Genomic DNA, 25,413 nt, shown 5'->3' on the forward strand with positions numbered 1-25,413 from the left:
ACGTTAGCGCTCGTCGGCGAATGCAGGCTTGCAGCGAAGCCCCCACTTTTGTTCTTCTCATAGCTGAGTGGTCGCCTGCATGGAGCAGGCCGCGAAGGGAGTGTCATGGCAGGGCCTGCAAGCGACACGATATCATTTGGTCCCTTTACGCTTGCCGTCCGCGAACGGCTGCTCTTGCGGCAAGGCACCACCGTCGATCTGGGCGGGCGGGCTTTCGATATCCTGGCTACTTTGGCTGCCCGCTCCAACGAGGTGATCAGCAAGAAGGATTTGTTGGCGAACGTCTGGCCCGACGTCACCGTCGAGGAGGGTAGTCTGCGGTTTCACATGGCCAATCTCAGAAAGGCGTTGGGCGACGGCAAGGACGGCGCGCGCTACATCGCTACCTTGAAGGGCCGGGGCTATTGCTTCGTGGCGCCGGTCTCGCGATCGGGTGGTCGCAACGATGCGCGAAGCGAGGCTGCCGCCAGCTACCCGCAGGCCAACCTCCCGAGCCGACTAGCCCGCATGGTCGGGCGAACCGACGACACGGCCGCGCTTTCCGCGGAGCTGGCGGCAGCGCGCTTCGTCACGATCGTCGGGACGGGTGGGGTCGGCAAGACCACCGTTGCGTTGGCGGCCGGGCATCACGTGGTCGATGCGTTCGCTGGCGCCGTGCATTTCGTCGATCTTGGCGCGCTGAATGATCCCAACCTGGTCGCGCCGACTGTAGCGTCGATGCTGGGGCTGTCGCTTCAGTCTGACGACGCCACGTCCGCTCTCATCACATACCTGGCTGACAAGAGAATCCTCCTGATCCTGGACACCTGCGAGCATGTCATAGACGCGGCGGCAGACCTGGCGGCCCGTATCTTCGCTTCCGCGCCGCAGGCCCACATCCTGGCGACGAGCCGGGAGGCTCTCCAGGTCGAAGGCGAGCACGTCTACAAGCTGGCGCCGCTTGCTTACCCGCCGGACGATCTGGAACCCACCGCGGCAGTCGCGCAGGCGTTCCCTGCGACCGAGCTGTTCTTGGAGCGCGCAGCAGCGAGCGGTGCTCGTCTTGACCTCGACGATTCGGATGCGGGGGTCGTGGCGCACATCTGCCGGAAGCTTGATGGCGTACCACTTGCCATCGAACTGGCAGCAGGACGGGTTGCGAGCTACGGCCTGCAGAAGACCGCGATGCTTCTCGACGAACGCCTGGCCCTCATGTGGCCGGGGCAGCGCAGCGCACCGCCGCGCCAGAAGACACTTCAGGCTACTCTGGACTGGAGCTTCGGGCTTCTGTCCGAATTCGAGCGCCTGGTGCTTCGCCGGCTTGCCGTTTTCGTCGGTCATTTTTCGATCGATGCCGCGCTGACAATAGTAACGAGCCCGACCGTGGACGATGCGCTCGTATTCAGCGCCATCGATAGCCTCGTGGCGAAGTCGATGGTCGCGGCGAGGCCAGCCGGTGCAACGATGCGCTATCGACTGCTCGATACGACGCGGGCTTATGCCCTTCAGTTCGAGGTCCAGGATTCGGAACTCACGGAACTGGCCGCCCGGCACGCGACCTACTGTCTGCGATGGCTGGAGGATACGGGGAATGAGTGGCCTACGTTGTCGAGCGCGTCGCAACGATCACTGCACCTCGCGGGCCTTGCCAATGTGCGTGGGGCTCTGGATTGGTGTTTCGGATCCAACGGGGATGCCAGGCTCGGCATTCGTCTTGCCGCCGCCGCTGCTCCGCTTTTCCTGTCGATGTCCTTGCTCACCGAGTGCCATCGCTGGAGCTCCCGGGCAATTTTCGCTCTCGACGACTCCATGCGCCGCGGACGCGAGGAGATGCACCTTCAGGCGGCCCTTGGAGTTTCCCTGATGTTCACGCACGGGGGAAGGGACGCAGCGCGCGTGGCGCTGAACAGAAGCTTCTCCATTGCCGAGCAACGCAGCGATGCGCTCGACCAGATTCAGGTTCTCGGGCCGCTGCAGATGTTCCATTTGCGTACCGGAGATTTCAGGACCGCACTCCGCTACGCGGAGCGTTGCACCGTCATTGCCGACGCGCTGGAAGACTCCGTTTCCACGACATTGGCGCATTCGTTGATGGGAATATCGCTTCACCTCAATGGAGAACTAGCTCGCGCCCAGACCTCGCTTGCGGCAGCATTGCGATACGGGCCGCGTTCCGGTCGGACCACGACCAACTATCTCGGCTTCGACGGGAGAATCCTGGCCGGCGCGATCCTAGCAAGAACGCTTTGGCTGCAAGGCCATCCGGATCGGGCGGTGGAACGCGCGCTGCTGACGATCAAGGACGCCGAGATCCTGAACCATCCGCTGACGCTTTCGATCGCTCTTGTCTGGGCCGTTTCCGTGTTCCTTTGGGTCGGCGATCTCGACCGCGCGGACGAGCATATAGACCGTCTCTGCTTGCGTGCGGAACCCCACTCGCTCGGGCCGTATCTGGCGCTAGGACGAGGCTTCAAGGGAGAACTGGCCATTCGTCGAGGCGATGCGGAAAAGGGAATCGAGAGCCTGCAAGGCAGTCTCGCGGAGCTCCACGCAGCACCCTACGAACTGCTCACCACTCCGCTCAACGTCGCGCTCGTTCAAGGCCTTGCCGCCACGGGCCGGCTCGCGGAGGCCCTCGCACTGCTCGACGACACGATCCTGTCGGTCGAGGCGAACGGAGATCTCTGCTATATGCCGGAGTTGCTGCGCGTGAAGGGCTGCCTTGTTTTGGCGTCAGTGCAGTCTGGCGACGAGGCTGAAACCTACTTCAGGCGGTCACTCGAAATGAGCCAGGGTTGGGGCGCGTGGGGGTGGGAGCTGCGCGCCGCGGTCGACCTGGCTACCCTTCTGATCGATCGCAGACAACACGAAACCGCCCGGGCGCATCTCCAGCCGCGGTTCGAGCGCTTCGTTGAGGGTTTGGATACTGCTGATCTGAAGTCAGCTGCACGTCTGCTCGCGACGCACAGTTAGTCTTGGCTCGGCAATCGCGACGGACCTCATCGAGCGGAATGGTGACCCTACCATTATATTGTGCCATGAGCAGAAAAGCGGTGTGAAGTGACATTGATGGTTACGCTTTGAAAAAAAGAATGAAATGAGTCACATATCATATGCGCCGGCAGTGTCAGTCCGTCCAATCTCGTGGTTTAAAATCTGTGTATAAATGATTGAAAAATATAGAAAATTCGCCATAGCTCCCATGATGGACTGGACGGACCGGCATTGCCGGTTCCTCCATCGCCAGTTGACACGCCGGGCCTTGCTCTACACCGAGATGGTGGTGGCCGACGCGGTCATCCACGGCGAGCGCGAGCGCTTGCTAGGCTTCGATGATACGGAACATCCGGTCGCGTTGCAGGTCGGCGGCTCCGATCCGCAGAAGCTTGCCGAGGCGGCGCGCATCGGCGAAGCGTTCGGCTATGACGAGATCAACCTCAATGTCGGCTGCCCGTCCGACCGCGTCCAGTCGGGTACGTTCGGCGCCTGCCTGATGAAAGCACCGGACCTGGTCGCCGATTGCGTCGCGGCGATGAAGGCCTCTGTCGGCATTCCGGTCACCGTCAAATGCCGCATCGGCGTCGACGAGCAGGATCCTGAGCCGGCGCTCGATACGTTGGCGGACGGGGTTTTCGCGGCCGGCGCCGACGCGCTGTGGGTGCATGCCCGCAAGGCGTGGCTCGAAGGGCTGAGCCCGAAGGAAAACCGCGACATCCCGCCGCTCGACTACAACAGAGTGTATCGACTGAAGGCAAAAAAGCCGAACAAATTCATCGGCATCAACGGCGGAATTAAATCTCTTGAAGAGGCGCTTGACCACATTGATCATGTCGACGGCGCCATGCTCGGCCGCGCCGCCTATCATACGCCGGGCATTCTGGCAGGCGTCGACGCGGCGTTTTACGGCGAGAAGCCCAAAACATTCGATTTTGCCGCGCTGATCGATGCGATGGCGGATTATGCGGCACGCCACATCGAGCGGGGCGGGCGGCTTGGCCATGTCACCCGTCACATGGTCGGCCTGTTCCACGGTCTGCCCGGTGCGCGCCGTTACCGGCAGATCCTTTCGACCGATGCGACAAGGCCGGGCGCCGGGCCCGATGTGCTGAAGGCAGCCTTCGCCGCAGTCGATTTTAGCGGGACAGACGCGGAAGCCGCCTGACTGTTCAATCGCGCAAGATCATTCGGTCGCCGCGCACGTCGAAACCGGACAGTGAGCCGATGAAATTCATGCCGAGCAGGCTCTGGCCGAGCATGCCGGGCGCGGCGATCATGACCGGCATGTCCTTGCGCACGATCCCGCCGATCGCCAATTCGTCGGTTCTCACGACTGCGGCGCGCGCCATGCCGTTGGCGGTGGAAACCGGTATGGTGAAATTGAGAGCGGCTGGGTTGAAGCCGGCCGCTTGCGCGTCCTGCGCGGTCAAGACGGTGCTGGTTGCGCCGGTATCGACCACAGCCCGGACCGGCGTGCCGTTGACCAGGATGCGCGCTTCGAAATGGCCATTGCCGGCCTTGTCCAGGGTCACCGTGGCATGGCCGTCGTCGAGGCCCAACGCCAGTGGACTGCCGGGAACAAGGCCGGCCGTCACCCGGCTGGCGAAATCCTGCAATTCATAACGGTACTGGTAGCCGGCGATCAGTGCGAGCACGATGACGGCCCAGGTGCCCAGGCTGCGGGCCATCGTGCCCAAGGGCCTGCCTGATCTGAGCAGGCCGGCGCCGATGAGCGCGACCAGTGCGGCAAGCCAGATCAGCCGGCTGAAATCGTCATTCTCGACGCCGAATGTGCTGCCCGCGGAATCGTTAAGCATGAGCAGGACAACGCCTACCCCGATCAGGATCATCAAAACCCAGAAAACCCGGCTCATATGTGGTTCACGAGAGAGCGTCGCGTTCGCGCGCGAGGCGGGTGCGGCGGGTTTCGCGGCGCGGTCTGCGCTCAACCGTTTCCAGCCGGGCCGGCAGCTCGGCCATGACGCTGCGGCGGATTTCAGGGGTCATCTCGATCCAGGCGCCGATTTCCTCGCGCGTGCGGCCGCAACCGAAGCAGAAGCCGGTTTTCATATCGATCGAACAGACCAGGACGCATGGGGATTCGATGGCCGTCATGTTTATTCTCTCAGGATTCCCAAGGAATCCCTCGTCTCGCCTCCACATGGTATAACGGCAACGCCAATGCAAGCCCTCCGGAATGCGCCGCCGGCAGCCGCTTTCGCGTCAATGCAGGCAGTTGTGCCGGCCGAGCAAGGCGGCTATGCCGCTCACCAACTCCGGGAACGATCATCAACGACATGACCAGCGCGCTGCCCTTCGACGATTTTCGCAATCTTCTGGCGACCCTGCCACGGGCCGACACGGCAGCCGAAGCCCGCGTCCGTGCGCTGTTTGCCAAGGCCGACAAACCCAAAGGTTCGCTCGGCCTCATCGAGGACATCGCGGCTTGGCTGGCCGCCTGGAGCGGCCGCGCGCCGCCGGCAGTGAACCGGCCCCTGGTGGCGATCTTCGCCGGCAATCACGGCGTCGCTCGCCACGGCATTTCGCCACGGCCTGTCGCTGCCACGGCGAACGCCGTCGAGCTTTGCGCGGCCGGCGGTGCGGCGATCAACCAGATCTGCATCGCCAATAATCTCGGGCTGAAAGTGTTCGATCTTGCGCTGCACATTCCAACCGCCGACATCACCGAGGAGGCGGCACTTGACGAACGCGGCTGTGCCGCCACCATGGCCTTCGGCATGGAGGCGATCGCCGGCGGCGCCGATCTGCTTTGCCTTGGCGACCTCGGCGTCGGCAATTCCACCGTCGCCGCGGCCTTGCTTGCCGCACTGTTCGGCGGCAGTGGCGCAGATTGGGTCGGCTCCGGATCGGGCGCCGATGCATCGATGCGGGTGCGCAAGGCGGAAGTGGTCGATGCCGTGCTAGCCTTCCACGGCACAGGTCTCAGGGACCCGCTGGAAGCGTTGCGCCGGGTTGGCGGCCGTGAGTTCGCAGCGATTGCCGGCGCCATCCTCGCCGCCCGGACGCAGAAGATCCCCGTCCTGCTCGATGGGTTGGTGGCGACAGCCGCTGCGGCGGCGCTGCATGCCGCCGACGCCACTGCGCTCGATCATTGCCTGCTTGCCAGCCTGTCGCCAGAGCCTGCGCACGCTCGGGCCGCCGAGCGGCTCGGCTTGCGCCCGCTGCTTGATCTCGGCGTCAGCCACGGCGAGGGGGCAGGGGCGGCACTTGCGGCCGGCCTGGTCAAAGCCGCTGCGCTCACCGCCTCGGGCATGGCAGCGGCGCTGCATTAAAGCGCGTCGCGTTCGACCCGCCTCATGCGACACGCTTCAGGTTGTTGTTTTGCGGCGACATGCATTAAGCGTCTATCGCCGGCGCGCAGCAACGGCCCTGGTCGGCAGCGCCGGCAATTCCTCCATCACCCGGCTCAACGGAAAGATGGCGATCGCCTCGGTGCCTTCGCGCAGTTTGGAATGGAGTTCGAACTCTCCGCCATGCATGGCGAGCAGGCTTTGGACGATCGGCAGGCCAAGCCCGGTGCCTTGCTCGGCGCTCTTGATGGCGATGGAGCCCTGGCCGAAGGCGGACAGCACGACCGGAATCTCGTCTTCCGGAATGCCGGGCCCATTGTCTTTGACGGAGAGGTATTGGCCGCCGCCCGCTGTCCAGCCGACGCGCACGCGGATCTCGCCGCCAGTTCCGGTGAACTTAATGGCGTTCGACAAAAGATTGAGCGCGATCTGGCGCACCGCGCGTTCGTCAGCGAACAGGCGCGGCAAGGCGTTTTCGAAATCCTGGACGATGCGGATGTCCTTGTTGCGCGCCTTCAGCTCCATCATGTGACAGCAATCCTCGACGACGGAAAGCAGCATCATCGGCTCTTCGTTGAGTTGGTAGCGGCCCGCTTCGATGCGCGACAGGTCGAGGATTTCGTTGATCAGGTCGAGCAGGTGCTGACCAGAGTCATGGACGTCGCGAGCATAGTCGCGATAGGTCGGATTGCTCATCGGTCCGAGCACCTCGTTCGCCATCACCTCGGAGAAACCGAGAATGGCGTTGAGCGGCGTCCGCAACTCATGACTCATCGAGGCCAAAAACCGCGACTTTGCCAGGTTGGCGTCCTCCGCCCGTCGGCGCGCTTCGTCCGACATCGATTTCGCCGTATCCAATTCGGCAATCAGCGCGTCCTTTTCGGAGCGGAACGAGAGCAGCATCAAGGACGAGCGATTGAGGCGGCGCGCCACATAGGCGAAGAAGGGCAGCGCGACAATCAGCAACCCGGCCATGATCAACTCGACCGGCATCCACTGCCTGGCGCCGGCATAGGCATAGGCGGCCACCGGAACGGCGAAAGTCGCCAGCAACGCACCGCGCAACGATGACGCTGTGATCGCCGTCGCCGCCATGGCAAGCAGCAGCACCACACCCTCGATCAACTGGAACTGGTCGACCTGGCAGGTGTCGCAACCGAGCAAGGCAAGCCAGGCCCAACCCAGGCCGCAAAGGAAATGGCCTATCAGGAAATCACGGTGCGTTTGCAGCGGGTTGAGTTCGGCAGCTTCCGTTCGGTCGACGCGCCTCGCCATGAACACGACGATGGCGTAGCAGATGAGTATAAGAAGCGCCCAGACGCCAATTGCCTTTCCGACGCCAGCAAACAGACCGGTCGCGGCGGTCGCCAGGACGAGAAGCGGAACTATGATCGCGCCGCCTATCATCGCACGGGCGTGGAGTTTCAAAAGCTCCCGGTCGAAATCAGGATTTCCGGCCTGCTGCGAAAGACGGTCGCGCGTCTTGCGCACCGCGCGCGCCACATCGCTGTTGCGATGGGGTTTCCGGCGGTCCACAATAAACTTGTCCGCTGTGGTCGAACGTTGCGAGGGCATGGAGACTTCAATTTATGCGGGCAGCGGTTTCAAATTGTTAAGCTACGTTCGAATGATTAACCAACGGTTTGCCATATGAGCCGTTCGTGGTCGCGGCGGCCGGGACTGCGATACGTCCCGCCGCGGCCGCGAAGCCTTTGGCGCCGGCTGGTGGACTACGCACTGGCCATGCTTGTCCTCGGTCTGCTGATCCTTCTGGCGGCGCGCCTTGATCGGATCGAGACGCGCAAGGCTGAGGGTGCCGCCGTCGTCAATGACGGCGATACGATCACGCTCGGTACCGAGCGTATCCGCATGCGCGGCATTGATGCGCCAGAATATTCGCAGATCTGCCGCAAGGACGGCGCCGGCTATCCCTGCGGCAAGCTGGCGCGGCAGTCGCTGGTACGTCTGATAGCAGGCAAACCCGTCTCCTGCACCGGCTGGCAGCGCGACCGATACCGCCGGCTGCTCGGCGATTGCAACGCCGGCGGCAGGGATCTCAACCGCGCCCAGGTCGAGGCCGGCTGGGCAGTTGCCTATGGCGATTTTGAAACCGAGGAGGCCGCTGCCCGATCAGGCAAGGCCGGCATCTGGGCCGGCACTTTCGACGAGCCGCACGACTGGCGCGAGAGCCGCGATCACGAAGTGGTCGAAAGAAAGCACGGTCGCTTGGCTTCGATCGGCGATGGCTTGCGAGAAATTTTTCGCTTCTGGTGATGGTCAACCCTATAGTGTTGCAACAGAGCGAGGTGCGTCCAGTCGGACGATACAAGCCATGCGCTGAGATTTTTTTAATCTTCGCGTCGTGCTTTCCGGCAATCGATTCCGGTCGGGCCGGTGCGAAAGGAGGATGGATGAAACTCTTCGACGGCGGCAGGGCGCCCAATCCACGGCGGGTTCGCGTCTTCCTCGCTGAAAAGGGGCTTGAGGTTCCGCTGGTGCCCGTCGACATGGGAGCGCTGGAGCACAAAGAGCAGCCGGTCAGTTTGCGCAACCCGCTGCAGCGCCTGCCGGTGCTCGAACTCGACGACGGCACCGTCATCACCGAATCCGTCGCCATCTGCCGCTATTTCGAGGAACTGCACCCGGAACCGGCGTTGTTCGGCCGCGGCGCGCTCGGCAAGGCGCTGGTCGAGATGTGGCAGAGACGGATGGAGCTCAACTTGCTCAATTGCGTCAGCGCCGCGTTCCGACACGTCCATCCGGCGATGAAGGAATGGGAGATCCCGCAAATTCCCGAATGGGGCGAGGCTAACAAGCCGAAAGCCGTTGCATTCCTGAAACTGCTCGACGACGAACTGGCGAACCGCGAATTCGTTGCCGGCGACGCCTATTCGATCGCCGACATCACCGGGCTGATCGCCATCGACTTCATGAAGCCGGCGCGTATCAAGGTGCCGGAAGACTGTGCCAACGTGCTGCGCTGGTATCAGGCGATCTCCAGCCGGCCGAGCGCCGCCGCCTGAGAATGGCCACAGGCATGAGTGAAGAGCTGGAAAACTTCGCGGCGAGGGTACGCGCCTGCCGAATCTGCGTCGAAAACCCGGTCGGCCGGCCGCTGCCGCATGAGCCGCGCCCTGTGCTCAGGCCGTCGTCGAGCGCCCGCATCCTGATTGCCAGCCAGGCACCGGGCACCAAGGTGCATATGTCAGGCATGCCGTTCACCGACGCCTCCGGCGATCGGTTGCGGGACTGGCTGGGCGTCAGCAGCGAAGAATTCTACGACACGACAAAATTCGCCATCGTGCCGATGGGCTTTTGCTTTCCCGGCCAGGATGCCAAGGGCGGCGACCTGCCGCCGCGCCGCGAATGTGCAGCGGCCTGGCGTGCGCCGCTGATGGCGCTGATGCCGCATATCGACCTGGTGCTGACGATCGGCCTCTATGCGCAATCCTGGCACATGGGCGCTGCGCGCCGGCCCTCGCTGACCGAGACGGTGATGGATTGGCGCACCATCTGGGATGCGCCCACCATCCCGAAAGTGCTGCCGCTACCGCATCCGTCGTGGCGCAACACCGGCTGGCTGAAGCGCAATCCGTGGTTTGAAATGGATTTGCTGCCGTTTCTGAGATCGGAAATCCGCTATCGCCTCGGCTGACGCGTAAGCAAGAAATCACTCGCTTTTGCGCCATCTGACAGAATTTCTTTCTTGTGAATAGCCCAAATAAGAAGGACTATAGCCAATCTATTCCTGATCTATCCCGTGGGAGCGCCCAAATGGACCGCCTTGACAGAAAAATCCTCCGCCTCTTGCAGGAGGACGCGACGCTCGCGGTCGCCGATGTCGCCAAGAAAGTCGGACTGTCGACCACGCCCTGCTGGCGGCGCATCCAGAAGCTCGAGGAGGAAGGCGTCATCAAGCGGCGCGTCGCCATCCTCGATCATGAAAAGGTCAATGTGCGTGTCACCGTGTTCGTGTCGATCCGCACCAATTCGCACAGCCATGAGTGGCTGCGGCGCTTTTCGGAGGTCATCCAGGAATTTCCGGAAGTGGTCGAGTTCTACCGGATGAGCGGCGACGTCGACTATCTCCTGCGCGTGGTGGTGCCCGACATCGCCGCTTACGACGCCTTCTACAAGCGACTGATCGCCAAGATCGAGATCCGCGACGTCTCGTCGTCGTTTGCCATGGAACAGATCAAATACACGACAGAAATGCCGCTCGACTACATGGTTCTGGACAAGGAATCGGGCGCCAACGCGGCCTAAGGAGTTTTCGCTTAGTTCTTCTTTTTGTTGAGGAAACTCCACGGCGAGTTTGCCGGTAGCGTGATCGTGTCCGGCACGAGATCGACATCCGTCACCTCCGCCTTGCGTACGGTGTAACCCGACTGGATCACGCTGACACCGTCGAGGATGAAGAGCTGACTTTTCTCCATGCCCGGCTCCAGCGCGCCGGTCACGGCAATCGGCTGATAGGCTTGCGACATTCTGTAGGGGCGGGCGGGCGTGACGAGGACGATCTGATTGGGCGGCGGCGTCGGCATGTGGCTGCACGCCCCTGTCCACGGCACCAGCAGGAACTGATAGACGAGATCGCCGTCCCGATCGAGCGGCAGCGCGTAGCCCGCCAGTTGGATGGCCTTGTCTCGCAAATTGAGAGACAGCGTCTCGCCACGGTCAGGCATTTTTGCCGCGACCATCGGCAATCCGACACTTTCGGCAGCGGGCTGGGTCGCCGGGCGCAGGTCCCTCCAGAATATGCGCACCGTTTCGGCGGAAGTGGTGGCACTGGAGAGGCCGAGTGCGACAGCCAAGGCCGCGCCTGATTTGAGACAATTGTTCATTGGCTTCATGCTTCGCCAGTCCGTGGCTGGATCGGGTAAACCCGTCGTGAAGTATCGGCAACGGGGTGATCCACTTGTTATCGCAGAATGCAACATCGAGTGCCATGCCCGTGGGGCTAACCGGGGCAAACCGTCGTTGGGGCTGCCGCCCACACCGAAAGGCAGAGCGGCGCCGGCGCGGGGAGTTCGATCCGAAGAAAGGCAAGGAAATCGCCGAAAGCGTCTTGCCCAGTCGGCTCAGCGGCGCAGAATAACCCGACCAAACGACGCAAGACGACAGAGACCCTATCTTCGAATATCGCCTGAACCTGGAGAAATTAAATGCCGACCAGCCATGATCTCAGCGGGCTGATGAAATTCCTCAGCCGTGACGAATGGAGCGAATGTTTCGCGGAAGTGTTCGACGATCATTTCGGCCCGATCCTCGGCGACGCGGACATGGAATTCGAAGAACTCGCCGAGATCCTGGGTGAAGACAGAGTTATGAACCTTTGGGGCTGCGCCTTCGAGGATTTCCTGACCCAGGACTTCGAGGGCGAACCCAGCAACATCGTCGATGAGTATCTCAAGCGCAGAGGCTGGAAGGAAAATGCGCAAACGAGAGCGTATATCGGCGCGCTACGCACCTCCATCATGACCTTGTATGAGGTGAGCGACGTCGTTCCGGGACAATCGTTCATGGCGCGCGATCTTCTCCGCGGTGGCGAGCCGATCCTCGTCAAAGAGGGCACCGCCACCAAGACATTGAAGCAGTGGGACAAGATCGCGGCGAGAATCGTGCCCGTCCTCGGAAAGAATATCCTTGCCGGCGGTGTTCTTCCCTTCACCCGAGAGGCCACCCAATCCTTGTTCGATGGCCTGTTGGACACGTTCGGCAAAAAGAACGCAAGAAAGCTGCCGGCCATGAGGGATGAAGACCTGCGGGCGGTGGCGTCCATGTTCACGCTCGTATGGGTGTTCGACGCCCTCGACAAGGTGATGAACATGCCGAGGGTCCAAAATGCCGAAGGCGACGAATTCATGTTTCATGATGTCCGCTTTCCCTTGGCCGCCGGCGCGTCGCAGGAGGACATCACCGCCCGGCTGAACGGCATAGCGGGCATGTCGCAGGAAAATGCGCAGTTCTGGAACTGGCTGGAATACTCGCCGCAAGGCGAGGACAGACCCAAGCAGGCGGGCACGCTTTCCCTGGACACCACAATGGACAACGGTCGGCGCGTGTTGGGCAATGTCGAGTTGAAAGGCGGTTTCCTGTGTCTATCCGCCAATTCCGCCGAGCGGGCGGAAAAAGGGACGGCCCTGATCCAGCGAGCCCTCGGCGATCTGGTCCGAACACCTCTTACCGAAATCCGTACCGTAAAGCAGATGATGGCTGAACGGCCAGCCAAGGAGGGCAGGACGCCCTCATCGAAGATTCCTCCGGAAGTCACTGAACAGGTCATTCACGAATACTTGGATCAACACTATCGGGATACCCTCGATCAGCCGGTCCAAGTTCTTGATGGCAAGACACCGCGTCAGGCCGTCAAGACCCAAACAGGCCGGCAAAAGGTGGCCGAATGGCTCAAACATCTGGAAAACCAGACCGCCAAGCAGCCTGACCGCTCCCATCCTATGGCCGTTTACAGTTTTGATTGGATGTGGACGGAACTCGGCGTTCGCGACCTGCGCCGATAGCGTCTGGCGTCCTCAACGCGCTCCAGGCGCATCACATGCCGGCGCGAGCCGGCCATGCCGATCTCGTGGAATCCGCGGGCCACGAACATCTCTCGAAAGCCCATGAAACTCGGTAGCTCGGCGATGCCTGGTCGACCGGATAGGCCTCGATGGTCCTGGCGCCTTTGGCGAAGGCGTGATCGATGGCCGCGTCAAGCAGGGCGCTTGCCAGTCCACGGCCGCGCGACGCCCTCGGCACATAGAAGCAAACGATCGACCAGACGCCCGCCTCGCTGTCGTCCTGCTCCTGCGACAGCTTGCGATAGGTCTCGCGTGGCGCCACGGAGCACCAGCCGACGGTCTTGCCTTCGGCATGGGCGACGATACCGACCGGCGTGCCGGCTTCGATGAGCGCCATCATGGCCCGTCTCCTCTCATCGTTGGACGCGTGCTCGCGGTTTTCGAGGTGGCGCCAGGCCATGCACCAGCAATATTTCGGGCCGCCAGGCTGCTCGAACAGGTTCTCGAAATCGGCGCGCGTCAATCGCGTCACCTCGGTAAAACGGATCTGGCTCCGGTCAGCCTTTCCTGGCGAGCCGCTCGAGCGTCTTGGCATCGGAAAGCTCCCGTACAGCGTCCTTGCCGATCCAGCGCGCCGTCTTGTCGGTCGAACCGGCAAGCTTCTGTGCCAAGGCAAGGGCAGCGCCGTGCAAATTCACCGATCGCTTGCCGATAGAGCGAAGCGCCCAGTTCACCGCCTTCTTCACAAAATTACGGCCATCGGCGGCGTGCGCTTCGATGATCGGCAGGAAGTCGAGGAAGGTCGCCTCTGGCTCCTTCTTCCGGTGGACGACCGACCAGGCCATCATGGCAAAAGCCGTGCGTCGAACGAACTCGTGTTCGTCGGCCGCAAACTCTTCTATCAGCTCCTTCCAGCAATCCGAATCGACAAAGAGGTCGGAGACGCCGTCGACGATATCCCACGAGTCGAAAGTCGCCGCCCATCGTCTTGCATCCGCAGCAGAAAACCGCTTCGGATCGGCTGTGACGGAAGCGATGAACTGCGCTTCCATGATGCCCGACTCCCATAGTTCGAAGGCACGCTCATGGTTGCACTTGATTTTCTTGGCAATCTGCCTCTGCACGCCATGCGAGATTCCGAGCGCACGTTCGATCTTGATGCCGTAGCGCAGCATGCCAAGGCGGTTCTCCTGCGAGCCGATCGAGCGCAGATGGGCGACAATCTCCTCGGCGCTGGAGTGAGGCGAAAGCTCGGCCACGACAAAACCTACTTCTCCAATCGCGCCAGCAGCGAAGACGTGTCCCAGCGTTTGCCGCCCATCCCCTGCACATCCTTGTAGAACTGGTCGACAAGTGCCGTCACCGGCAGCTTGGCGCCGTTGCGGTCGGCCTCCGCCAGGCAGATGCCGAGATCCTTGCGCATCCAGTCGACGGCGAAGCCGAAATCATATTTGCCGGCATTCATCGTCTTGTGGCGGTTCTCCATCTGCCATGAGCCGGCCGCGCCCTTGGAGATCACCTCGATGACCTTTTCGATGTCGAGCCCGGCCTTCTTGCCGAAATGAATGCCTTCGGCCAGCCCTTGGACAAGGCCGGCGATGCAGATCTGGTTGATCATCTTGGTGAGTTGGCCGGAGCCGGCCGGGCCCATCAGCCCGACCATGCGGGCATAGGCATCGATGACAGGCTTCGCCTGCTCGAAGGCTTTCTGCTCGCCGCCGACCATGACGGTCAGGATGCCGTTTTCGGCGCCGGCCTGACCGCCGGAGACCGGTGCGTCGAGGAACGAAAAACCGCGAACTTGCGCCTTCTCCGCCAGTTCGCGCGCGACTTCAGCCGAGGCCGTGGTGTTGTCGATGAAGATGGCTCCCTTCTTCATCGACTGGAACGCACCCTCGGCTCCGATCGTCACCGCGCGCAAATCGTCGTCATTGCCAACGCAGCAAAAGACAAAATCCTTGCCGTCGGCGGCCTCAGCGGGCGTGTCGGCAACACTGCCGCCATGCTGGGCAACCCATTGCTCGGCCTTTGCCTTGGTGCGGTTGTAGACGGTGACGTCGTGGCCGCCCTTGTTCCGGAGATGTCCGGCCATTGGATAGCCCATGACGCCAAGACCGAGAAATGCCACCGATGCCATGTTTTCGAATCCCTTCAATCCTGTTTCCGGCCTTCTTAGCGGATCAGGCAAAGCTATGGGAGTCAGCGGTGCAGATGTATGGTAATGCGCCGTTCTATCCACTCGACCGCGTGGCGGAGTATCTCGACAATGATCAGATAGATGATCGCCGCCCAGACATAGGACTGGAAGTCGAAAGTGCGCGAATAGGTGAGCTTCGTGATGCCCATCAGATCATAGACGGTGATGATGGCTACGATCGCCGAGCCCTTGATCATCAGGATGATCTCGTTGCCGTAGGGACGCAGCGCCACGATCAGTGCCTGCGGCAGGATGATCTTCCACATCGTCTGCAATTTGTGCAGGCCGAGCGAGGCGGCGCCCTCCCACTGGCCTCTGGGCACGCTCTCGATCGCGCCGCGCAGGATTTCAGCCTGATAGGCGGCAGTATTGAGCGAGAAAGCGAAGATTGCGCAGTTGAACGCCTCCCGGAAAAAACCCCAGAGGCCAATCATATCGAGCTGCGGCCGGAACGAGCCTACGCCGTAATAGACAAGGAAGGTCTGGGCCAGCAGCGGCGTGCCGCGGAAGAAATAGACATAGGCGTAGGCAAGACCTGAAAGAAACCGGTTTTTCGACATGCGGGCATAGGCGATCGGCACCGACAGGACGGCGCCAAGCACGATCGAGATGGCGACCAGCAAAAGCGTCACACCTAGCCCTGTCACATAGGATGGCGCATATTTCGCGAAAAGCTCGCCGTTCCAGGCGACAATGAGGTAGGCAGCAATCCCGGCGAGAAAAGCTATCCACATACAGACCAGCGCGTAGCCGAGAATACGTTGGCGCGGCCAGCCGTGCGGGATTGCTGGCGGTTTTTCGACCTTCCTCGCCACGTCGGCTGCTGCCGCACTCATCGCTGCACCTGCTGGCGGCCGACCGCACGTTCGATCGCATTGATGCCGAAGGACGATATGATGGCGAGGAGCAGATAAATAAGCGCGGCAACACCGAAAAACAGGAAGGCGTGCTTGGTGACGCGGGCGGCGACGCCCGCTTGCCGCAATATGTCGGTAAGACCGATGGCGGAAACCAAGGCGGTATCCTTGAGAAGGATGAGCCACAGATTGGCAAGACCCGGCAGTGCGATACGGATAAGCTGCGGCAGCACCACAAGGCGCATCGTGTGCCAGCCAGACAGGCCAACCGAATAGCCGCCCTCATACTGTCCCTTCGGGATGGCGCGGAATGCCGAGAGGAAGACCTCGCTGGCGTAGGACGAGAAGACGACGCCGAGCGCGATCATGCCGGAAACAAAAGCATTCACTTCGACCGCGGCGGTCGGGTCATACAGGCGCATCAATTGCTGAATGCCGATTTGCGCGCCGTAAAAGATGATGAACAGGGTCAGCAACTCAGGCAATCCACGAAAGATCGTGGTGTAGATATTGCCGGCCAGCCGCAGTGACGGCTCGTTGGATTGCTTGGCCAGCGCAACCAGAAAGCCGATCACCAGACCGAGAGGCAGGGTCGCGGCTGCAAGCGAAACGGTGATGAAAACACCATAGGCGATGTCGTCGAGCCAGCCTTCGGGTCCCCAACTGAGCAGCGTCCAAACGCTTTGCATCCGCCTGCCTGTTCTCCTCTATGCTTTTTTTGAGAGCGCGGCGTCAGCCCTGGCGCGCCGCGCCTTGTGCAAACGGCGGGGATGTCCCGCCGTTCGCCGTCAACCCGGAAGGATCAGGACTCGCCGCCGTAGACGTCGTACTTGAAGTACTTGTCGTTGATTTCCTTGTACTTTCCGTTGGCGCGGATGGCGTCGATCGCCTTATTGAACTGATTGACCAACGCGGTATCGCCCTTGCGTACCGCGATGCCGGCGCCCGGACCATGGATCTCGATGTCGGGTGTGATCGCGCCGATCAGCTTGCAGCAGGCGCCGTCCGGCGTGGCAAGCCAGCCTTCGATGACGGTGATGTCGTCGTTGACCGCATCAACGCGGCCATTGGCGAGATCGAGCTGGTATTCCTGCGCGGTCGGGTACGGCTTGATTGTGCTGTCGGCATAAGTTTTGGTTGAATAATTGAAGTGGGTGGTGGACGCCTGCACGCCGATCGTCTTGCCGGCCAGGTCCTCTTTGGTCACGCCTTTGATATCGCTGTCCTTGGGCGCGGCGATCGCCGGCGGCGTGTTGTAGTATTTGTTGGTGAAGTCGACCTTCTCGGCACGCTCCGGCGTAATCGACATCGAGGCAACGATGGCGTCGAACTTGCCGGCCTGAAGCGCCGGGATGATGCCATCCCAATCCTGCGCGACGAAAGTGCACGTCACCTTCATCTCGTCGCAAAGCGCCTTGGCGATATCGATGTCGAAGCCCTCGAGCTGGCCATCAGCGGTCAGGTTGTTGAACGGCGGATAGGCTCCCTCCGTGCCGATCCTCAAGGTTTTTTCCTGAGCCTGGGCAACGCCCAAGGTCAGCAGCGCCGCCGATGCGGCGAGCGCTATACGCAGTGCAATACGCATGATAGTCCTCTCTGTATGTTCCCGGCCGTCGTTCCAAACGGCTCTGTAGGCGGTTCTGTTGACCGCCCGCTGGCGCGATACTCCCATTCTTTCCCAAGAAAAAGCAACTGTAAAACCGTTGCTTGCGGGTTTCGCATTGCCGGACAATGCTGACGTTGCGGCAGGCAAACAACCGAGGAAAACAGGGGGGCAACGAGGAAACAGGGGGCGGCCGATGCTTCTTCGGCAGTACCCTCAGCGCGTCAAACCTGTCGCGCGCTCGATGAAGTCGGCTATCGATCTGGTGTCGTCGAGATCGAAGACAGGCAGGCTTTCGTCGGCTATGGCGAAGTCGGCGGCGATAGCGACGGTGTGCGGATCATTTGCCGAAAGCGGTGCCCAGTCCTTGGCCTCCATCCGCCGCGTCTCGATCTTGCTGTGCGCCTCGCGCTTGTAGCCTTCGACCAGCACGATGTCGGCGGTGCCGAGCCGCGACAGGATCGCATCCAGCGTCGGCTCGTCCTCGCCGCGCAATTCGTGCATCAGTGCCCAGCGCCTGTCCGACACGATGGCGACTTCAGTGGCCCCGGCCTGCCTATGGCGAAAACTGTCCGCCCCCGGTTTGTCGATGTCGAAGGCATGATGGGCGTGTTTTACCGTCGAGACTTTCCAGCCACGCCGGACGAGTTCGGCGACCAGCTTTTCGGTCAGTGTCGTCTTGCCGGAATTCTTCCAGCCGGTGATACCGAAGACGCGTCTCATCATGGCTTCATGCTCTGCAACTGACCCTCGACACGGACAAGGTTACTCGTGGCGAACGGCAAGCGCCTATATGCCGTCCGGCGCCATATCAGGTCCAGCGCTTTCGGCGGCTGTCTTGCGCCGGCCGACGATCCGTTCGCGGTAAAGTGCGTAGAGGCCGGAGCAGACGATGATGCTGGCGCCGAGGATCATCGGCAGGTCGGGAACGTCGCCGAAGATGAACAGGCCAAGCAGGATCGACCAGAGCAGGGCCGTGTAGCGGAACGGCGCGATGAACGAGATGTCGCCCACCCGCATCGCCATGATGATGAACTGGTAGCCGATGACCACGAGCACTGCCGCCAATGCCAGGAACGCCGTGCTTTCCCCCGTCATCGGTGTCCACCCGCCCATCGGCAAAAGCAGCGCCGCGCCGAGCACGGTCATGGCGACTGCCGTGGTGGTCGACACCAGCAATGTCGGAATGGCTTGCGGTATCCGCTTGGTGGCGAGGTCACGCACCGCACAACAGGCGACACAGGCCAGCGCCAGCAGCGAATAGATGCTGAACCCCTCGAAGCCGGGCCGCACGATGATCAGCACGCCGGCAAAGCCGATGGCGATAGCCAGCCAGCGCCGCCAGCCGACGCCTTCCTTGAACACAAGTGCTGCGCCCATCGTCACCGCCAGCGGCAGCGCCTGCAGCACGGCCGAGACATTGGCAATCGGCAGATGGGCAAGGGCGATGAGAAACGACGCGGTAGCGCCGGCTTCGCCGATCACGCGTATCGCCACCATCGGCTGCAGCATCGAGCCGGGCACGGCAAGCGCACCGCGTTGCCAGGCAAGCAGGCCTACGAAAAGCGAAGCGAAGGCGCCGCGGATCAGCATGACCTGCGCCATGTTCATGGATTCCGACGCGACTTTGGTGATCGCGTCGTTGAGGGTGAAACCACTCATCGCCACCACCATGAACAGTGCACCGCGAAGATTTGGGGAAAAAAGCAAAGGCGTTACCACTGTGGTCCTGCTTCAAGCCTCTACCAGCCGGCGGCAAGACAGCAACGTCAAAGGGCTGGTCCACGGCCTTCGGCGGCTCGTTACAACCTCCTCGCAAGAGCGGCTGGATCTATTGCGGCGGTGCGACCAAAAAGGATCAGCCGCCGGTGACGCTCATGTGCCGCGATACCGATGGACGGTTGGTGCGGCGGTCGATGATGAAATCGTGGCCCTTCGGCTTGCGGCCAATGGCTTCGTCGATGGCGTCGGCGACCAGTTCGTTGCCTTCGGATGCACGCAACGGTGCGCGCAGGTCGGCGGCATCTTCCTGGCCGAGGCACATATAGAGCGTGCCGGTGCAGGTCAGCCGGACGCGGTTGCAGCTTTCGCAAAAATTATGCGTCATCGGCGTGATGAAGCCGAGCCTGCCACCGGTCTCGGCGACGTGGACGTAGCGGGCCGGGCCACCGGTCTTGTAGGGGATGTCGGTCAGCGTGAACTGCCGCTCGAGTGCTGCGCGCAGCAGCGACAGCGGCAGATACTGGTCGGTGCGGTCGGCGTCGATCTCGCCCATCGGCATGGTTTCGATGACAGTCAACTCCATGCCGCGGCCGTGCGCCCAGCGCAGCATCTCGGGCAGTTCGGCGTCATTGAAATCCTTCAGCGCCACCGCATTGAGCTTCACCTTCAGTCCCGCTGCCTGCGCGGCGTCGATGCCATCCATGACCTTGTCGAGATTGCCCCAGCGGGTAATCTGACGGAATTTTTCCGGGTCCAGCGTGTCCAGCGAAACGTTGATGCGCTTGACCCCGCAATCGGCGAGTTCAGCGGCAAAGCGCGAAAGCTGCGAGCCGTTGGTGGTCAGCGTCAATTCTTCCAGAGCGCCGCTTTCGAGATGACGCGAAATCTGACGCACAAGATGCATGATGTTCTTGCGCACCAGCGGCTCGCCGCCGGTAAGACGCAGTTTCCTGACGCCCTTTTCGATGAAAACCGTGCATAGCCGGTCGAGTTCTTCCAGCGACAGCAAATCCTTCTTGGGAAGGAACGCCATGTCTTCGGCCATGCAATAGGTGCAGCGAAAGTCGCAGCGGTCGGTGACCGAAACGCGCAGATAGCTGATCGTGCGACCAAAAGGATCGATCATGTCCATGCTGGTGCGTTTCCCGTGGTTGCGAACGGCATCGTTATATATGGCTATGTGATACGATCCAACCTGCCATTCAAGACAAGAAGTTTCGATCCCTAAAGCGCGTCGCGTTCGACCGGTCTCATGCGACGCGCTTTAGGTTGTTGTTTTATGCATGTCGTTATCGCAAAACCGCTGCACACCCTCGGGTCAGGCCAGAGGGCATGCTTTTGCGCGACATGCATTAGGCAACATCGCGCCACCACGGATCGTGTCGGAAGTTTCGAAGCGGCCTTTTCCCGCTGCGCGAAGCGGCGTAGGGAAGGACAGATGATGCGGAACCTATCACCATGACGGCGCCGAAGGAACTCAGGGTCTCGAAGGACCGCAGGCTGCTAACCGTGACGTTCCCTGGCCATCAGCCGTTCGAGCTGCCGGCGGAGCTGCTGCGGGTGGCCTCGCCATCCGCCGAAGTTCAGGGCCATTCGCCCGAACAGCGCGTGACCGTTCCCGGCAAGCGCAACGTTGCGATCCTGAAGATCGAACCGGTCGGCAACTATGCCGTCCGCATCACCTTCGACGATTTCCACGATACCGGCATCTTCACCTGGAACTACCTGCATACGCTGGGTCATGAGAAGGACGCACGCTGGGCCGCCTATCTCGCCGAGCTGGAAGAGAAGGGGCTAAGCCGCGATCGATAGCTCCGGCCCGTGGTCAAAGCGTCACCGATTTGGAGTAGCGGCTGCGGATGCTCGGAGGCGAAAACATGTCCGTCATCACCACGGTCGAACAGCTCGAAGCGCTCTATGGGCTGCCCGGCGAGACGTCGCTGGTCAAGGAGCTCGACCATGTCATTCCCGAATACGCCGCCTTCATCGAGGCCTCGCCTTTTGCCGCGCTCGCGACCAGCGGGCCGGAAGGGCTGGATTGCTCGCCGCGCGGCGATCTCGCCGGCTTCGTCCGCATCCATGATCCGAAAACCCTGATGATGCCGGACCGGCGCGGCAACAACCGTGCCGATTCGCTAAAAAACATCATTCGCGATCCGCGCGTCGGCCTGTTGTTCCTGGTCCCAGGCTGCGGCACCACGCTGCGCGTCAACGGCCGCGCCCACATCACCACGGATGCCGCGCTGTGTGCCTCGTTCAGCGTCGACGGCAGACCGGCGCGTTCGGTCACGGTCATCGATGTCGATTCGGTCTATTTCCAGTGCGCTCGCGCCGTCCATCGGTCGGAACTGTGGAACCCGGCGAGGCATGTCGACCCGAAGTCGCTGCCGACACCCGGAAAGATCCTGGAAATCACCAGCCGGAAAGGCATCGACGGCGAGGCTTACGACAGGGAATGGCCGGAGCGCGCGAAAAAGTCGATCTGGTGAGCGGGTCACGCTTCCTTGAGCACGTCGGCAATTTTGCGCATCTGCTCGCCGATCATGTCGCATTGCTCCGGCGTCGACTGGCTCATCGCTTTCTCGATCAGCGCCATATGAACCTTCAGCGCCTGCATCAGCAGTTCCGTGCCGGCTTCGGTCAGGGTCAGGCGCAGCACGCGCTTGTCCTTCTGATCGCCTTCGCGGCGCAGCAGGCCGCGTGTCTCGAGTTGCGGCAAAAGCATGGTGATGTTGGAACGGCCGACCAGGAGCCGGCGGGCGAGATCGTGCTGCGACATGCCGGGATGGCGGTAAAGGTTCATCAGCACGTCGAGCTGCGCCGGCTTCAGGTCCAGCGGCGCAAGCTTCACTGCCAGCGTGCGTTCCAGGACATGGCAGGCGCGCGCCACCGCGACCCAGTTGCGAAAACGCGGGTTGTCCCAGGGCAGCTCTTGTTTAATGTTCATGTTTGAACTATTATGTTCATGCTTGAACGAATGGATGGATCGCCACTATGGCATCATTTGGATTGAAGGTCATCCGGGGCGTGTTTGCCGCCGCCGAACATGTGGCTCCCCGCCTTACCGGGCGCGCGGCATTCGAACTGTTCTGCCGCACGCCGAACGCCAAAATTCTCAGCGACGGCGAGCGACGCGCCGTCGACCGCGCCGCCGGCTTCATGGCCGAGGCGCGCCATCATCGGCTGAAGACCAAAAACGGCTGCGTCATGGTGCATGAATTCAGGCCAGAGCCGGGCAGGCGGGCCGCCGGAACGGTGCTCGTCATCCATGGCTGGCGTTCGCGCACCGAATATATGCGCACGCTGATCGAAGCCTATCGAGGCGCCGGCTACAAGGTTGTCTCGCTCGACCTGCCGGGCCACGGCCAATCGCAGGGACGCCGGCTCACATTGGTCAGCGCTGTCGAGGCCGCTCGGCTGACCGGCGAGTGGTTCGGCCCGTTCGTGGCGGTCGTCGGCCATTCCTTCGGCGGCGCCGTCGCCGCCAATGCCGTCGCCGGTTCGGTCAAGGCCATTCCGCCGCTGCCGGCCGGGCGGCTGGTGCTGATCGCGGCACCGAGTTCGCTGCCGGCGATCTTCAACGATTTCAGCCGCATGCTCAGTGTCGGCCCACGCTCGCAGGCCGCCATGGCCGACCGGGTCGAACGCATCGCCGGCCGGCCGCTGCACGAATTCACCGGCGACCGCCAGCTTGCCGGCACGCCGGTGCCAACGCTGGTCATCCATGCGCCGGACGACCGCGAGGTGTCCGCCGACCATGCAAGGCTCTATGCCGGGGCCGGCGACCATGTGCGGCTGTACTGGGCCGACGGGCTCGGCCACCGCCGCATCCTCGCCGACAAGGGCGTGGTCGAGCGTGCGGTCGGCTTCGTTGCCGAACACCGGCAGCCGGTATCGCTGCATTAAACACCGGCGGCTTCGACCTGCGTGTCAAAAGTCGACCGCTTCAAGGAAGAGCGATTCGAGGAAGAGCGCTTCCTTGCAACCGAATGCGGCTGGTCGAGTTGATTCCCATCGCCGGCGGCGTCATCGCCCGGCCTCAGTGCTATTCGCTGGAGCCGGAGCGGAGCCGATTCGCTTCGGCTGCCACCGTTGTGAAACCGTTCTGCAACAGAGACGTTCTGAAATTTATGAAAGCTTAACGAAATCAGTATGAATCGGTGTAGTCGCGCCCTACATCCATGATGCGGTGGGCGAGACCGTCAAGCGATGCGGAACGGGAGCCGGCTGCAGCCGGAGCGGGTGATTCCATGAAATTCCTCGGAAACAAGGCAACCGTGATGCCGCTTGCGGCGGTCGCGGCAATGCTGGCCTTCGGCGTGCCGCAGGCAGACGCGCAAGGGTTTTTCGAGAGGCTCTTCGGCGGTGGTGTCAGGCATTCGCCGCGAGGTGATTTCCCCCTGCCGCCGTCGAGGCAGAGGCTGAAATACAAGCCATATGCCACGGCGCCCGCTGCCTCTCGTATCCGCAGCCCGTCCTATTACACCTACAAGAGCGACCCGCTCGTGCGCGTCGACTTCTCGACGCTGACGGCAGCGCCGGAGCCGGCAATGCCGCAGGACGCCGCATTCCAGCCGTCGTCCGCCACCGGCGCTGCCTTCCGCGAAGCGATTGCCGGACTCCACGATTACGAGCTCTACGCCGAGAAGGACATCGCCAAGGCACTCGTCGCCTATTACGCGGCCAATCCGGATTTCGTCTGGGTGACGGGAGCCAATGCCAACAGTCGCGCGCAAGATGCGGTGCGGGTGCTTGGCGAGGCAACCAGCTATGGCCTCATGCCGGCCGACTATACGGTTGAAGTGCCTGCCGCCGGCGCATCGACCGGCAGCGCCGATGCGCGGCTCAAGCAGCTCGTCCGCTTCGAGATGGCGCTGTCAGCGCGCGTCTTGCGCTATGTCCGCGACGCGCACAGTGGCCGCGTCGATCCCAATCGCATCACCGGCTACTATGATTTCCCGGCCAAGCCGCTCGACATGGAAGGCGTGCTGAAAACGCTGACGCGCACCCGGCAAGTGCGCACCTATCTCGAATCACGGCATCCGCAGAACGCCGAATACCAGGCACTGCGCGTCGAACTGGAATCACTTCAGGCCAGCGCCGACGACGACATCGTCGTCGATCCCAAGCTGTTGCTGAAGCCGGAAGAGACCAGCCCCGAACTGCCGAAGCTTCTGGCGAAGATCGCGCGCAATCTCGACGACGAGATGGGCGGCGCCTATGGCGAGATATTGGCCAGGCTCGCCACCAGCGAGGTCTATGATCCGGAACTGGTGCCGGTCATCAAGGCGGTGCAGAAAAAGGCTGGCATGAAGGGCGACGGCGTCATCGGTCCGCGCACCGTCGCGGCGCTGGTCGGGACGTCCAAAGCCGACAAGATTCAAAAGGTGCAGGTCGCGCTGGAAGAGTTGCGCTGGCTGCCATCCGATCTCGGCAGCCCGCGTGTCTTCATCAACCAGCCGGCGTTTACCGCGAGCTATATCGAAAATGGCGAGGAGAAGCTGAAGACCCGCGTCGTCATCGGCAAGACCACCAACCAGACTTCCTTCTTCTACGACCAGCTCGAGCAGGTCGACTTCCATCCCTATTGGGGCGTGCCGCAGTCGATCCTCGTCAACGAGATGCTGCCCCGGCTGCGCAGGGATCCCGGCTATCTCGACCGCGCCGGCTACGAAGTGGTCAATGCGCGCGGCAAACGCATTCCGTCCTCCTCGGTCAATTGGGGCGCCTATGGCGCAAAAATACCTTATGGCGTGCGCCAGCTGCCGAGCGAGGCCAATGCGCTGGGCGAACTGAAGATCCTGTTCCCCAACAAGCACGCCATCTACATGCACGACACGCCGCAAAAGACGTTTTTCCAGCGTGACATGCGCGCGCTCAGCCATGGCTGCGTTCGCCTGCAGGATCCGCGCGGCATGGCAGCGGCCGTGCTCGGCACCTCGGTCGATGACATCGCGGAGAAGCTGAAGCACGGACATGCGACGGAGAAGGTAGCGCGCAGGATCCCGGTCTATGTCGCCTATTTCACCGCCTGGCCTGATATGTCCGGCAAGGTCGAATATTTCAGCGACGTCTACGACCGCGACGCGCGGCTGCAGCAGGCGCTCGACAGCACGCAAGCAGTGCGCTCGCCGGCGATCTGAGGATGCTAGAGCGGGATGAAGAGAGGCTGAATCGAAGGGGGATTCCCAAATCAGCGGGGATTTGATTCAACATGCTGGCTGGG

General features: G+C 62.0%; 26 protein-coding genes. 12 read left to right on the plus strand and 14 right to left on the minus strand.

Going from position 1 to position 25,413, the window contains the following annotated elements; all coding sequences use genetic code 11:
• Positions 1 to 105: 105 nt before the first annotated feature.
• A complete protein-coding gene (locus AC0L2R_RS31470; RefSeq protein ID WP_473513552.1) occupies positions 106 to 2,952 on the plus strand; it encodes an ATP-binding protein in 2,847 nt (948 codons plus the stop codon).
• 193 nt (positions 2,953 to 3,145) lie between these two features.
• Positions 3,146 to 4,141 carry a tRNA dihydrouridine(20/20a) synthase DusA gene (gene dusA, locus AC0L2R_RS31475; protein ID WP_473513553.1) on the plus strand — a complete coding sequence of 332 codons (996 nt, stop codon included), beginning with the start codon at positions 3,146 to 3,148 and terminating at the stop codon, positions 4,139 to 4,141.
• A 4-nt stretch (positions 4,142 to 4,145) separates the two neighbouring features.
• On the opposite strand, the gene AC0L2R_RS31480 is transcribed toward dusA, so the two are convergent.
• Both AC0L2R_RS31480 and AC0L2R_RS31485 read right to left on the minus strand, forming a co-directional pair.
• Positions 4,146 to 4,850, minus strand: coding sequence for a TIGR02281 family clan AA aspartic protease (locus AC0L2R_RS31480; protein WP_473513555.1), 705 nt, complete (start codon positions 4,848 to 4,850; stop codon positions 4,146 to 4,148).
• A gap of 7 nt (positions 4,851 to 4,857) precedes the next feature.
• Positions 4,858 to 5,091, minus strand: a complete 234-nt coding sequence (locus AC0L2R_RS31485; protein WP_027151770.1) for a DUF1289 domain-containing protein — start codon at positions 5,089 to 5,091, stop codon at positions 4,858 to 4,860.
• Positions 5,092 to 5,273: 182 nt separating this feature from the next.
• Here AC0L2R_RS31485 and AC0L2R_RS31490 point away from each other — a divergent pair, with 182 nt between their 5' ends.
• Positions 5,274 to 6,269, plus strand: coding sequence for a nicotinate-nucleotide--dimethylbenzimidazole phosphoribosyltransferase (locus AC0L2R_RS31490; RefSeq protein WP_473513557.1), 996 nt, complete (start codon positions 5,274 to 5,276; stop codon positions 6,267 to 6,269).
• 72 nt (positions 6,270 to 6,341) lie between these two features.
• Here the strand turns inward: AC0L2R_RS31490 and AC0L2R_RS31495 are convergent, their stop codons facing one another.
• Positions 6,342 to 7,862 carry a sensor histidine kinase gene (locus tag AC0L2R_RS31495; protein ID WP_473513559.1) on the minus strand — a complete coding sequence of 507 codons (1,521 nt, stop codon included), beginning with the start codon at positions 7,860 to 7,862 and terminating at the stop codon, positions 6,342 to 6,344.
• Positions 7,863 to 7,937: 75 nt separating this feature from the next.
• Between AC0L2R_RS31495 and AC0L2R_RS31500 the strand changes: the two genes are divergently transcribed.
• From AC0L2R_RS31500 to AC0L2R_RS31515, 4 genes are all read left to right on the plus strand, one after another.
• Complete coding sequence (locus AC0L2R_RS31500) at positions 7,938 to 8,561, plus strand: thermonuclease family protein (protein WP_473513561.1); 624 nt, start codon at positions 7,938 to 7,940, stop codon at positions 8,559 to 8,561.
• Positions 8,562 to 8,698: 137 nt separating this feature from the next.
• Positions 8,699 to 9,310, plus strand: a complete 612-nt coding sequence (locus AC0L2R_RS31505) for a glutathione S-transferase (RefSeq protein WP_473513563.1) — start codon at positions 8,699 to 8,701, stop codon at positions 9,308 to 9,310.
• A gap of 14 nt (positions 9,311 to 9,324) precedes the next feature.
• Positions 9,325 to 9,942, plus strand: coding sequence for a uracil-DNA glycosylase family protein (locus AC0L2R_RS31510; RefSeq protein WP_473513564.1), 618 nt, complete (start codon positions 9,325 to 9,327; stop codon positions 9,940 to 9,942).
• A gap of 119 nt (positions 9,943 to 10,061) precedes the next feature.
• Positions 10,062 to 10,553, plus strand: a complete 492-nt coding sequence (locus AC0L2R_RS31515) for an Lrp/AsnC family transcriptional regulator (protein ID WP_006333679.1) — start codon at positions 10,062 to 10,064, stop codon at positions 10,551 to 10,553.
• An 11-nt stretch (positions 10,554 to 10,564) separates the two neighbouring features.
• On the opposite strand, the gene AC0L2R_RS31520 is transcribed toward AC0L2R_RS31515, so the two are convergent.
• Positions 10,565 to 11,131 (minus strand): DUF3299 domain-containing protein, encoded by a 567-nt coding sequence (locus tag AC0L2R_RS31520; RefSeq protein WP_473513566.1) that lies wholly within the window; start codon positions 11,129 to 11,131, stop codon positions 10,565 to 10,567.
• A 321-nt stretch (positions 11,132 to 11,452) separates the two neighbouring features.
• On the opposite strand from AC0L2R_RS31520, the gene AC0L2R_RS31525 reads away from it, so the two are divergent.
• Entirely contained in the window at positions 11,453 to 12,808 is a 1,356-nt protein-coding gene (locus AC0L2R_RS31525; RefSeq protein ID WP_473513568.1) for a DUF7986 domain-containing protein, read from the plus strand.
• Between the two features lie 31 nt (positions 12,809 to 12,839).
• Here the strand turns inward: AC0L2R_RS31525 and AC0L2R_RS31530 are convergent, their stop codons facing one another.
• The 9 genes from AC0L2R_RS31530 to moaA form a co-directional block, all read right to left on the minus strand.
• Positions 12,840 to 13,403: a GNAT family N-acetyltransferase gene (locus AC0L2R_RS31530; RefSeq protein ID WP_473513570.1), complete on the minus strand. Its 564-nt coding sequence runs from the start codon at positions 13,401 to 13,403 to the stop codon at positions 12,840 to 12,842.
• A complete protein-coding gene (locus AC0L2R_RS31535; protein WP_473513572.1) occupies positions 13,366 to 14,067 on the minus strand; it encodes a DNA alkylation repair protein in 702 nt (233 codons plus the stop codon). Before AC0L2R_RS31535 ends, AC0L2R_RS31530 begins: the two co-directional genes overlap by 38 nt.
• Before the next feature lie 8 nt (positions 14,068 to 14,075).
• Positions 14,076 to 14,945, minus strand: a complete 870-nt coding sequence (locus AC0L2R_RS31540; protein WP_473513588.1) for an NAD(P)-dependent oxidoreductase — start codon at positions 14,943 to 14,945, stop codon at positions 14,076 to 14,078.
• A gap of 62 nt (positions 14,946 to 15,007) precedes the next feature.
• Positions 15,008 to 15,841 (minus strand): ABC transporter permease, encoded by an 834-nt coding sequence (locus AC0L2R_RS31545; RefSeq protein WP_128172519.1) that lies wholly within the window; start codon positions 15,839 to 15,841, stop codon positions 15,008 to 15,010.
• On the minus strand, positions 15,838 to 16,551 hold the full coding sequence (locus AC0L2R_RS31550; RefSeq protein ID WP_287220749.1) for an ABC transporter permease: 714 nt from the start codon (positions 16,549 to 16,551) through the stop codon (positions 15,838 to 15,840). Before AC0L2R_RS31550 ends, AC0L2R_RS31545 begins: the two co-directional genes overlap by 4 nt.
• Positions 16,552 to 16,664: 113 nt before the next feature.
• Entirely contained in the window at positions 16,665 to 17,447 is a 783-nt protein-coding gene (locus AC0L2R_RS31555; RefSeq protein ID WP_473513575.1) for an ABC transporter substrate-binding protein, read from the minus strand.
• Between the two features lie 234 nt (positions 17,448 to 17,681).
• Positions 17,682 to 18,191 carry a molybdopterin-guanine dinucleotide biosynthesis protein B gene (gene mobB, locus AC0L2R_RS31560; protein WP_473513576.1) on the minus strand — a complete coding sequence of 170 codons (510 nt, stop codon included), beginning with the start codon at positions 18,189 to 18,191 and terminating at the stop codon, positions 17,682 to 17,684.
• A 63-nt stretch (positions 18,192 to 18,254) separates the two neighbouring features.
• Entirely contained in the window at positions 18,255 to 19,175 is a 921-nt protein-coding gene (locus AC0L2R_RS31565; protein ID WP_473513577.1) for a DMT family transporter, read from the minus strand.
• 148 nt (positions 19,176 to 19,323) lie between these two features.
• The gene (moaA, locus tag AC0L2R_RS31570) at positions 19,324 to 20,319 is read right to left on the minus strand and encodes a GTP 3',8-cyclase MoaA (RefSeq protein ID WP_027151755.1); all 996 of its coding nucleotides are present in this window, start codon (positions 20,317 to 20,319) and stop codon (positions 19,324 to 19,326) included.
• Between the two features lie 326 nt (positions 20,320 to 20,645).
• Between moaA and AC0L2R_RS31575 the strand changes: the two genes are divergently transcribed.
• Together AC0L2R_RS31575 and AC0L2R_RS31580 are read left to right on the plus strand one after the other, a co-directional pair.
• Entirely contained in the window at positions 20,646 to 20,999 is a 354-nt protein-coding gene (locus AC0L2R_RS31575) for a gamma-butyrobetaine hydroxylase family protein (protein WP_023801862.1), read from the plus strand.
• Positions 21,000 to 21,064: 65 nt separating this feature from the next.
• Positions 21,065 to 21,676, plus strand: a complete 612-nt coding sequence (locus AC0L2R_RS31580; protein ID WP_473513579.1) for a pyridoxamine 5'-phosphate oxidase family protein — start codon at positions 21,065 to 21,067, stop codon at positions 21,674 to 21,676.
• Positions 21,677 to 21,681: 5 nt separating this feature from the next.
• Here the strand turns inward: AC0L2R_RS31580 and AC0L2R_RS31585 are convergent, their stop codons facing one another.
• On the minus strand, positions 21,682 to 22,134 hold the full coding sequence (locus tag AC0L2R_RS31585; protein ID WP_091590958.1) for a MarR family winged helix-turn-helix transcriptional regulator: 453 nt from the start codon (positions 22,132 to 22,134) through the stop codon (positions 21,682 to 21,684).
• Positions 22,135 to 22,181: 47 nt separating this feature from the next.
• Here AC0L2R_RS31585 and AC0L2R_RS31590 point away from each other — a divergent pair, with 47 nt between their 5' ends.
• Together AC0L2R_RS31590 and AC0L2R_RS31595 are read left to right on the plus strand one after the other, a co-directional pair.
• Positions 22,182 to 23,093 carry an alpha/beta hydrolase gene (locus AC0L2R_RS31590; RefSeq protein WP_473513581.1) on the plus strand — a complete coding sequence of 304 codons (912 nt, stop codon included), beginning with the start codon at positions 22,182 to 22,184 and terminating at the stop codon, positions 23,091 to 23,093.
• Positions 23,094 to 23,437: 344 nt separating this feature from the next.
• A complete protein-coding gene (locus AC0L2R_RS31595) occupies positions 23,438 to 25,330 on the plus strand; it encodes a L,D-transpeptidase family protein (protein WP_473513583.1) in 1,893 nt (630 codons plus the stop codon).
• Positions 25,331 to 25,413 lie beyond the last annotated feature (83 nt).

This window comes from Mesorhizobium sp. WSM4820, from assembly GCF_055811075.1.

Coding starts and splice junctions, on each gene's coding strand:
- AC0L2R_RS31515 (WP_006333679.1), top strand. CDS start 10,062: ATGGACCGCCTTGACAGAAAAATCCTCCGCCTCTTGCAGGAGGACGCG.
- AC0L2R_RS31505 (WP_473513563.1), top strand. CDS start 8,699: ATGAAACTCTTCGACGGCGGCAGGGCGCCCAATCCACGGCGGGTTCGC.
- AC0L2R_RS31555 (WP_473513575.1), bottom strand. CDS start 17,447: ATGCGTATTGCACTGCGTATAGCGCTCGCCGCATCGGCGGCGCTGCTG.
- AC0L2R_RS31595 (WP_473513583.1), top strand. CDS start 23,438: ATGAAATTCCTCGGAAACAAGGCAACCGTGATGCCGCTTGCGGCGGTC.
- AC0L2R_RS31540 (WP_473513588.1), bottom strand. CDS start 14,945: ATGGCATCGGTGGCATTTCTCGGTCTTGGCGTCATGGGCTATCCAATG.
- moaA (WP_027151755.1), bottom strand. CDS start 20,319: ATGGACATGATCGATCCTTTTGGTCGCACGATCAGCTATCTGCGCGTT.
- AC0L2R_RS31495 (WP_473513559.1), bottom strand. CDS start 7,862: ATGCCCTCGCAACGTTCGACCACAGCGGACAAGTTTATTGTGGACCGC.
- AC0L2R_RS31585 (WP_091590958.1), bottom strand. CDS start 22,134: ATGAACATTAAACAAGAGCTGCCCTGGGACAACCCGCGTTTTCGCAAC.
- AC0L2R_RS31485 (WP_027151770.1), bottom strand. CDS start 5,091: ATGACGGCCATCGAATCCCCATGCGTCCTGGTCTGTTCGATCGATATG.
- AC0L2R_RS31525 (WP_473513568.1), top strand. CDS start 11,453: ATGCCGACCAGCCATGATCTCAGCGGGCTGATGAAATTCCTCAGCCGT.
- AC0L2R_RS31510 (WP_473513564.1), top strand. CDS start 9,325: ATGAGTGAAGAGCTGGAAAACTTCGCGGCGAGGGTACGCGCCTGCCGA.
- AC0L2R_RS31520 (WP_473513566.1), bottom strand. CDS start 11,131: ATGAACAATTGTCTCAAATCAGGCGCGGCCTTGGCTGTCGCACTCGGC.
- AC0L2R_RS31575 (WP_023801862.1), top strand. CDS start 20,646: ATGACGGCGCCGAAGGAACTCAGGGTCTCGAAGGACCGCAGGCTGCTA.
- AC0L2R_RS31500 (WP_473513561.1), top strand. CDS start 7,938: ATGAGCCGTTCGTGGTCGCGGCGGCCGGGACTGCGATACGTCCCGCCG.
- AC0L2R_RS31580 (WP_473513579.1), top strand. CDS start 21,065: ATGTCCGTCATCACCACGGTCGAACAGCTCGAAGCGCTCTATGGGCTG.
- dusA (WP_473513553.1), top strand. CDS start 3,146: ATGATTGAAAAATATAGAAAATTCGCCATAGCTCCCATGATGGACTGG.
- AC0L2R_RS31530 (WP_473513570.1), bottom strand. CDS start 13,403: ATGCCAAGACGCTCGAGCGGCTCGCCAGGAAAGGCTGACCGGAGCCAG.
- mobB (WP_473513576.1), bottom strand. CDS start 18,191: ATGATGAGACGCGTCTTCGGTATCACCGGCTGGAAGAATTCCGGCAAG.
- AC0L2R_RS31590 (WP_473513581.1), top strand. CDS start 22,182: ATGGCATCATTTGGATTGAAGGTCATCCGGGGCGTGTTTGCCGCCGCC.
- AC0L2R_RS31550 (WP_287220749.1), bottom strand. CDS start 16,551: ATGCAAAGCGTTTGGACGCTGCTCAGTTGGGGACCCGAAGGCTGGCTC.
- AC0L2R_RS31480 (WP_473513555.1), bottom strand. CDS start 4,850: ATGAGCCGGGTTTTCTGGGTTTTGATGATCCTGATCGGGGTAGGCGTT.
- AC0L2R_RS31545 (WP_128172519.1), bottom strand. CDS start 15,841: ATGAGTGCGGCAGCAGCCGACGTGGCGAGGAAGGTCGAAAAACCGCCA.
- AC0L2R_RS31490 (WP_473513557.1), top strand. CDS start 5,274: ATGACCAGCGCGCTGCCCTTCGACGATTTTCGCAATCTTCTGGCGACC.
- AC0L2R_RS31470 (WP_473513552.1), top strand. CDS start 106: ATGGCAGGGCCTGCAAGCGACACGATATCATTTGGTCCCTTTACGCTT.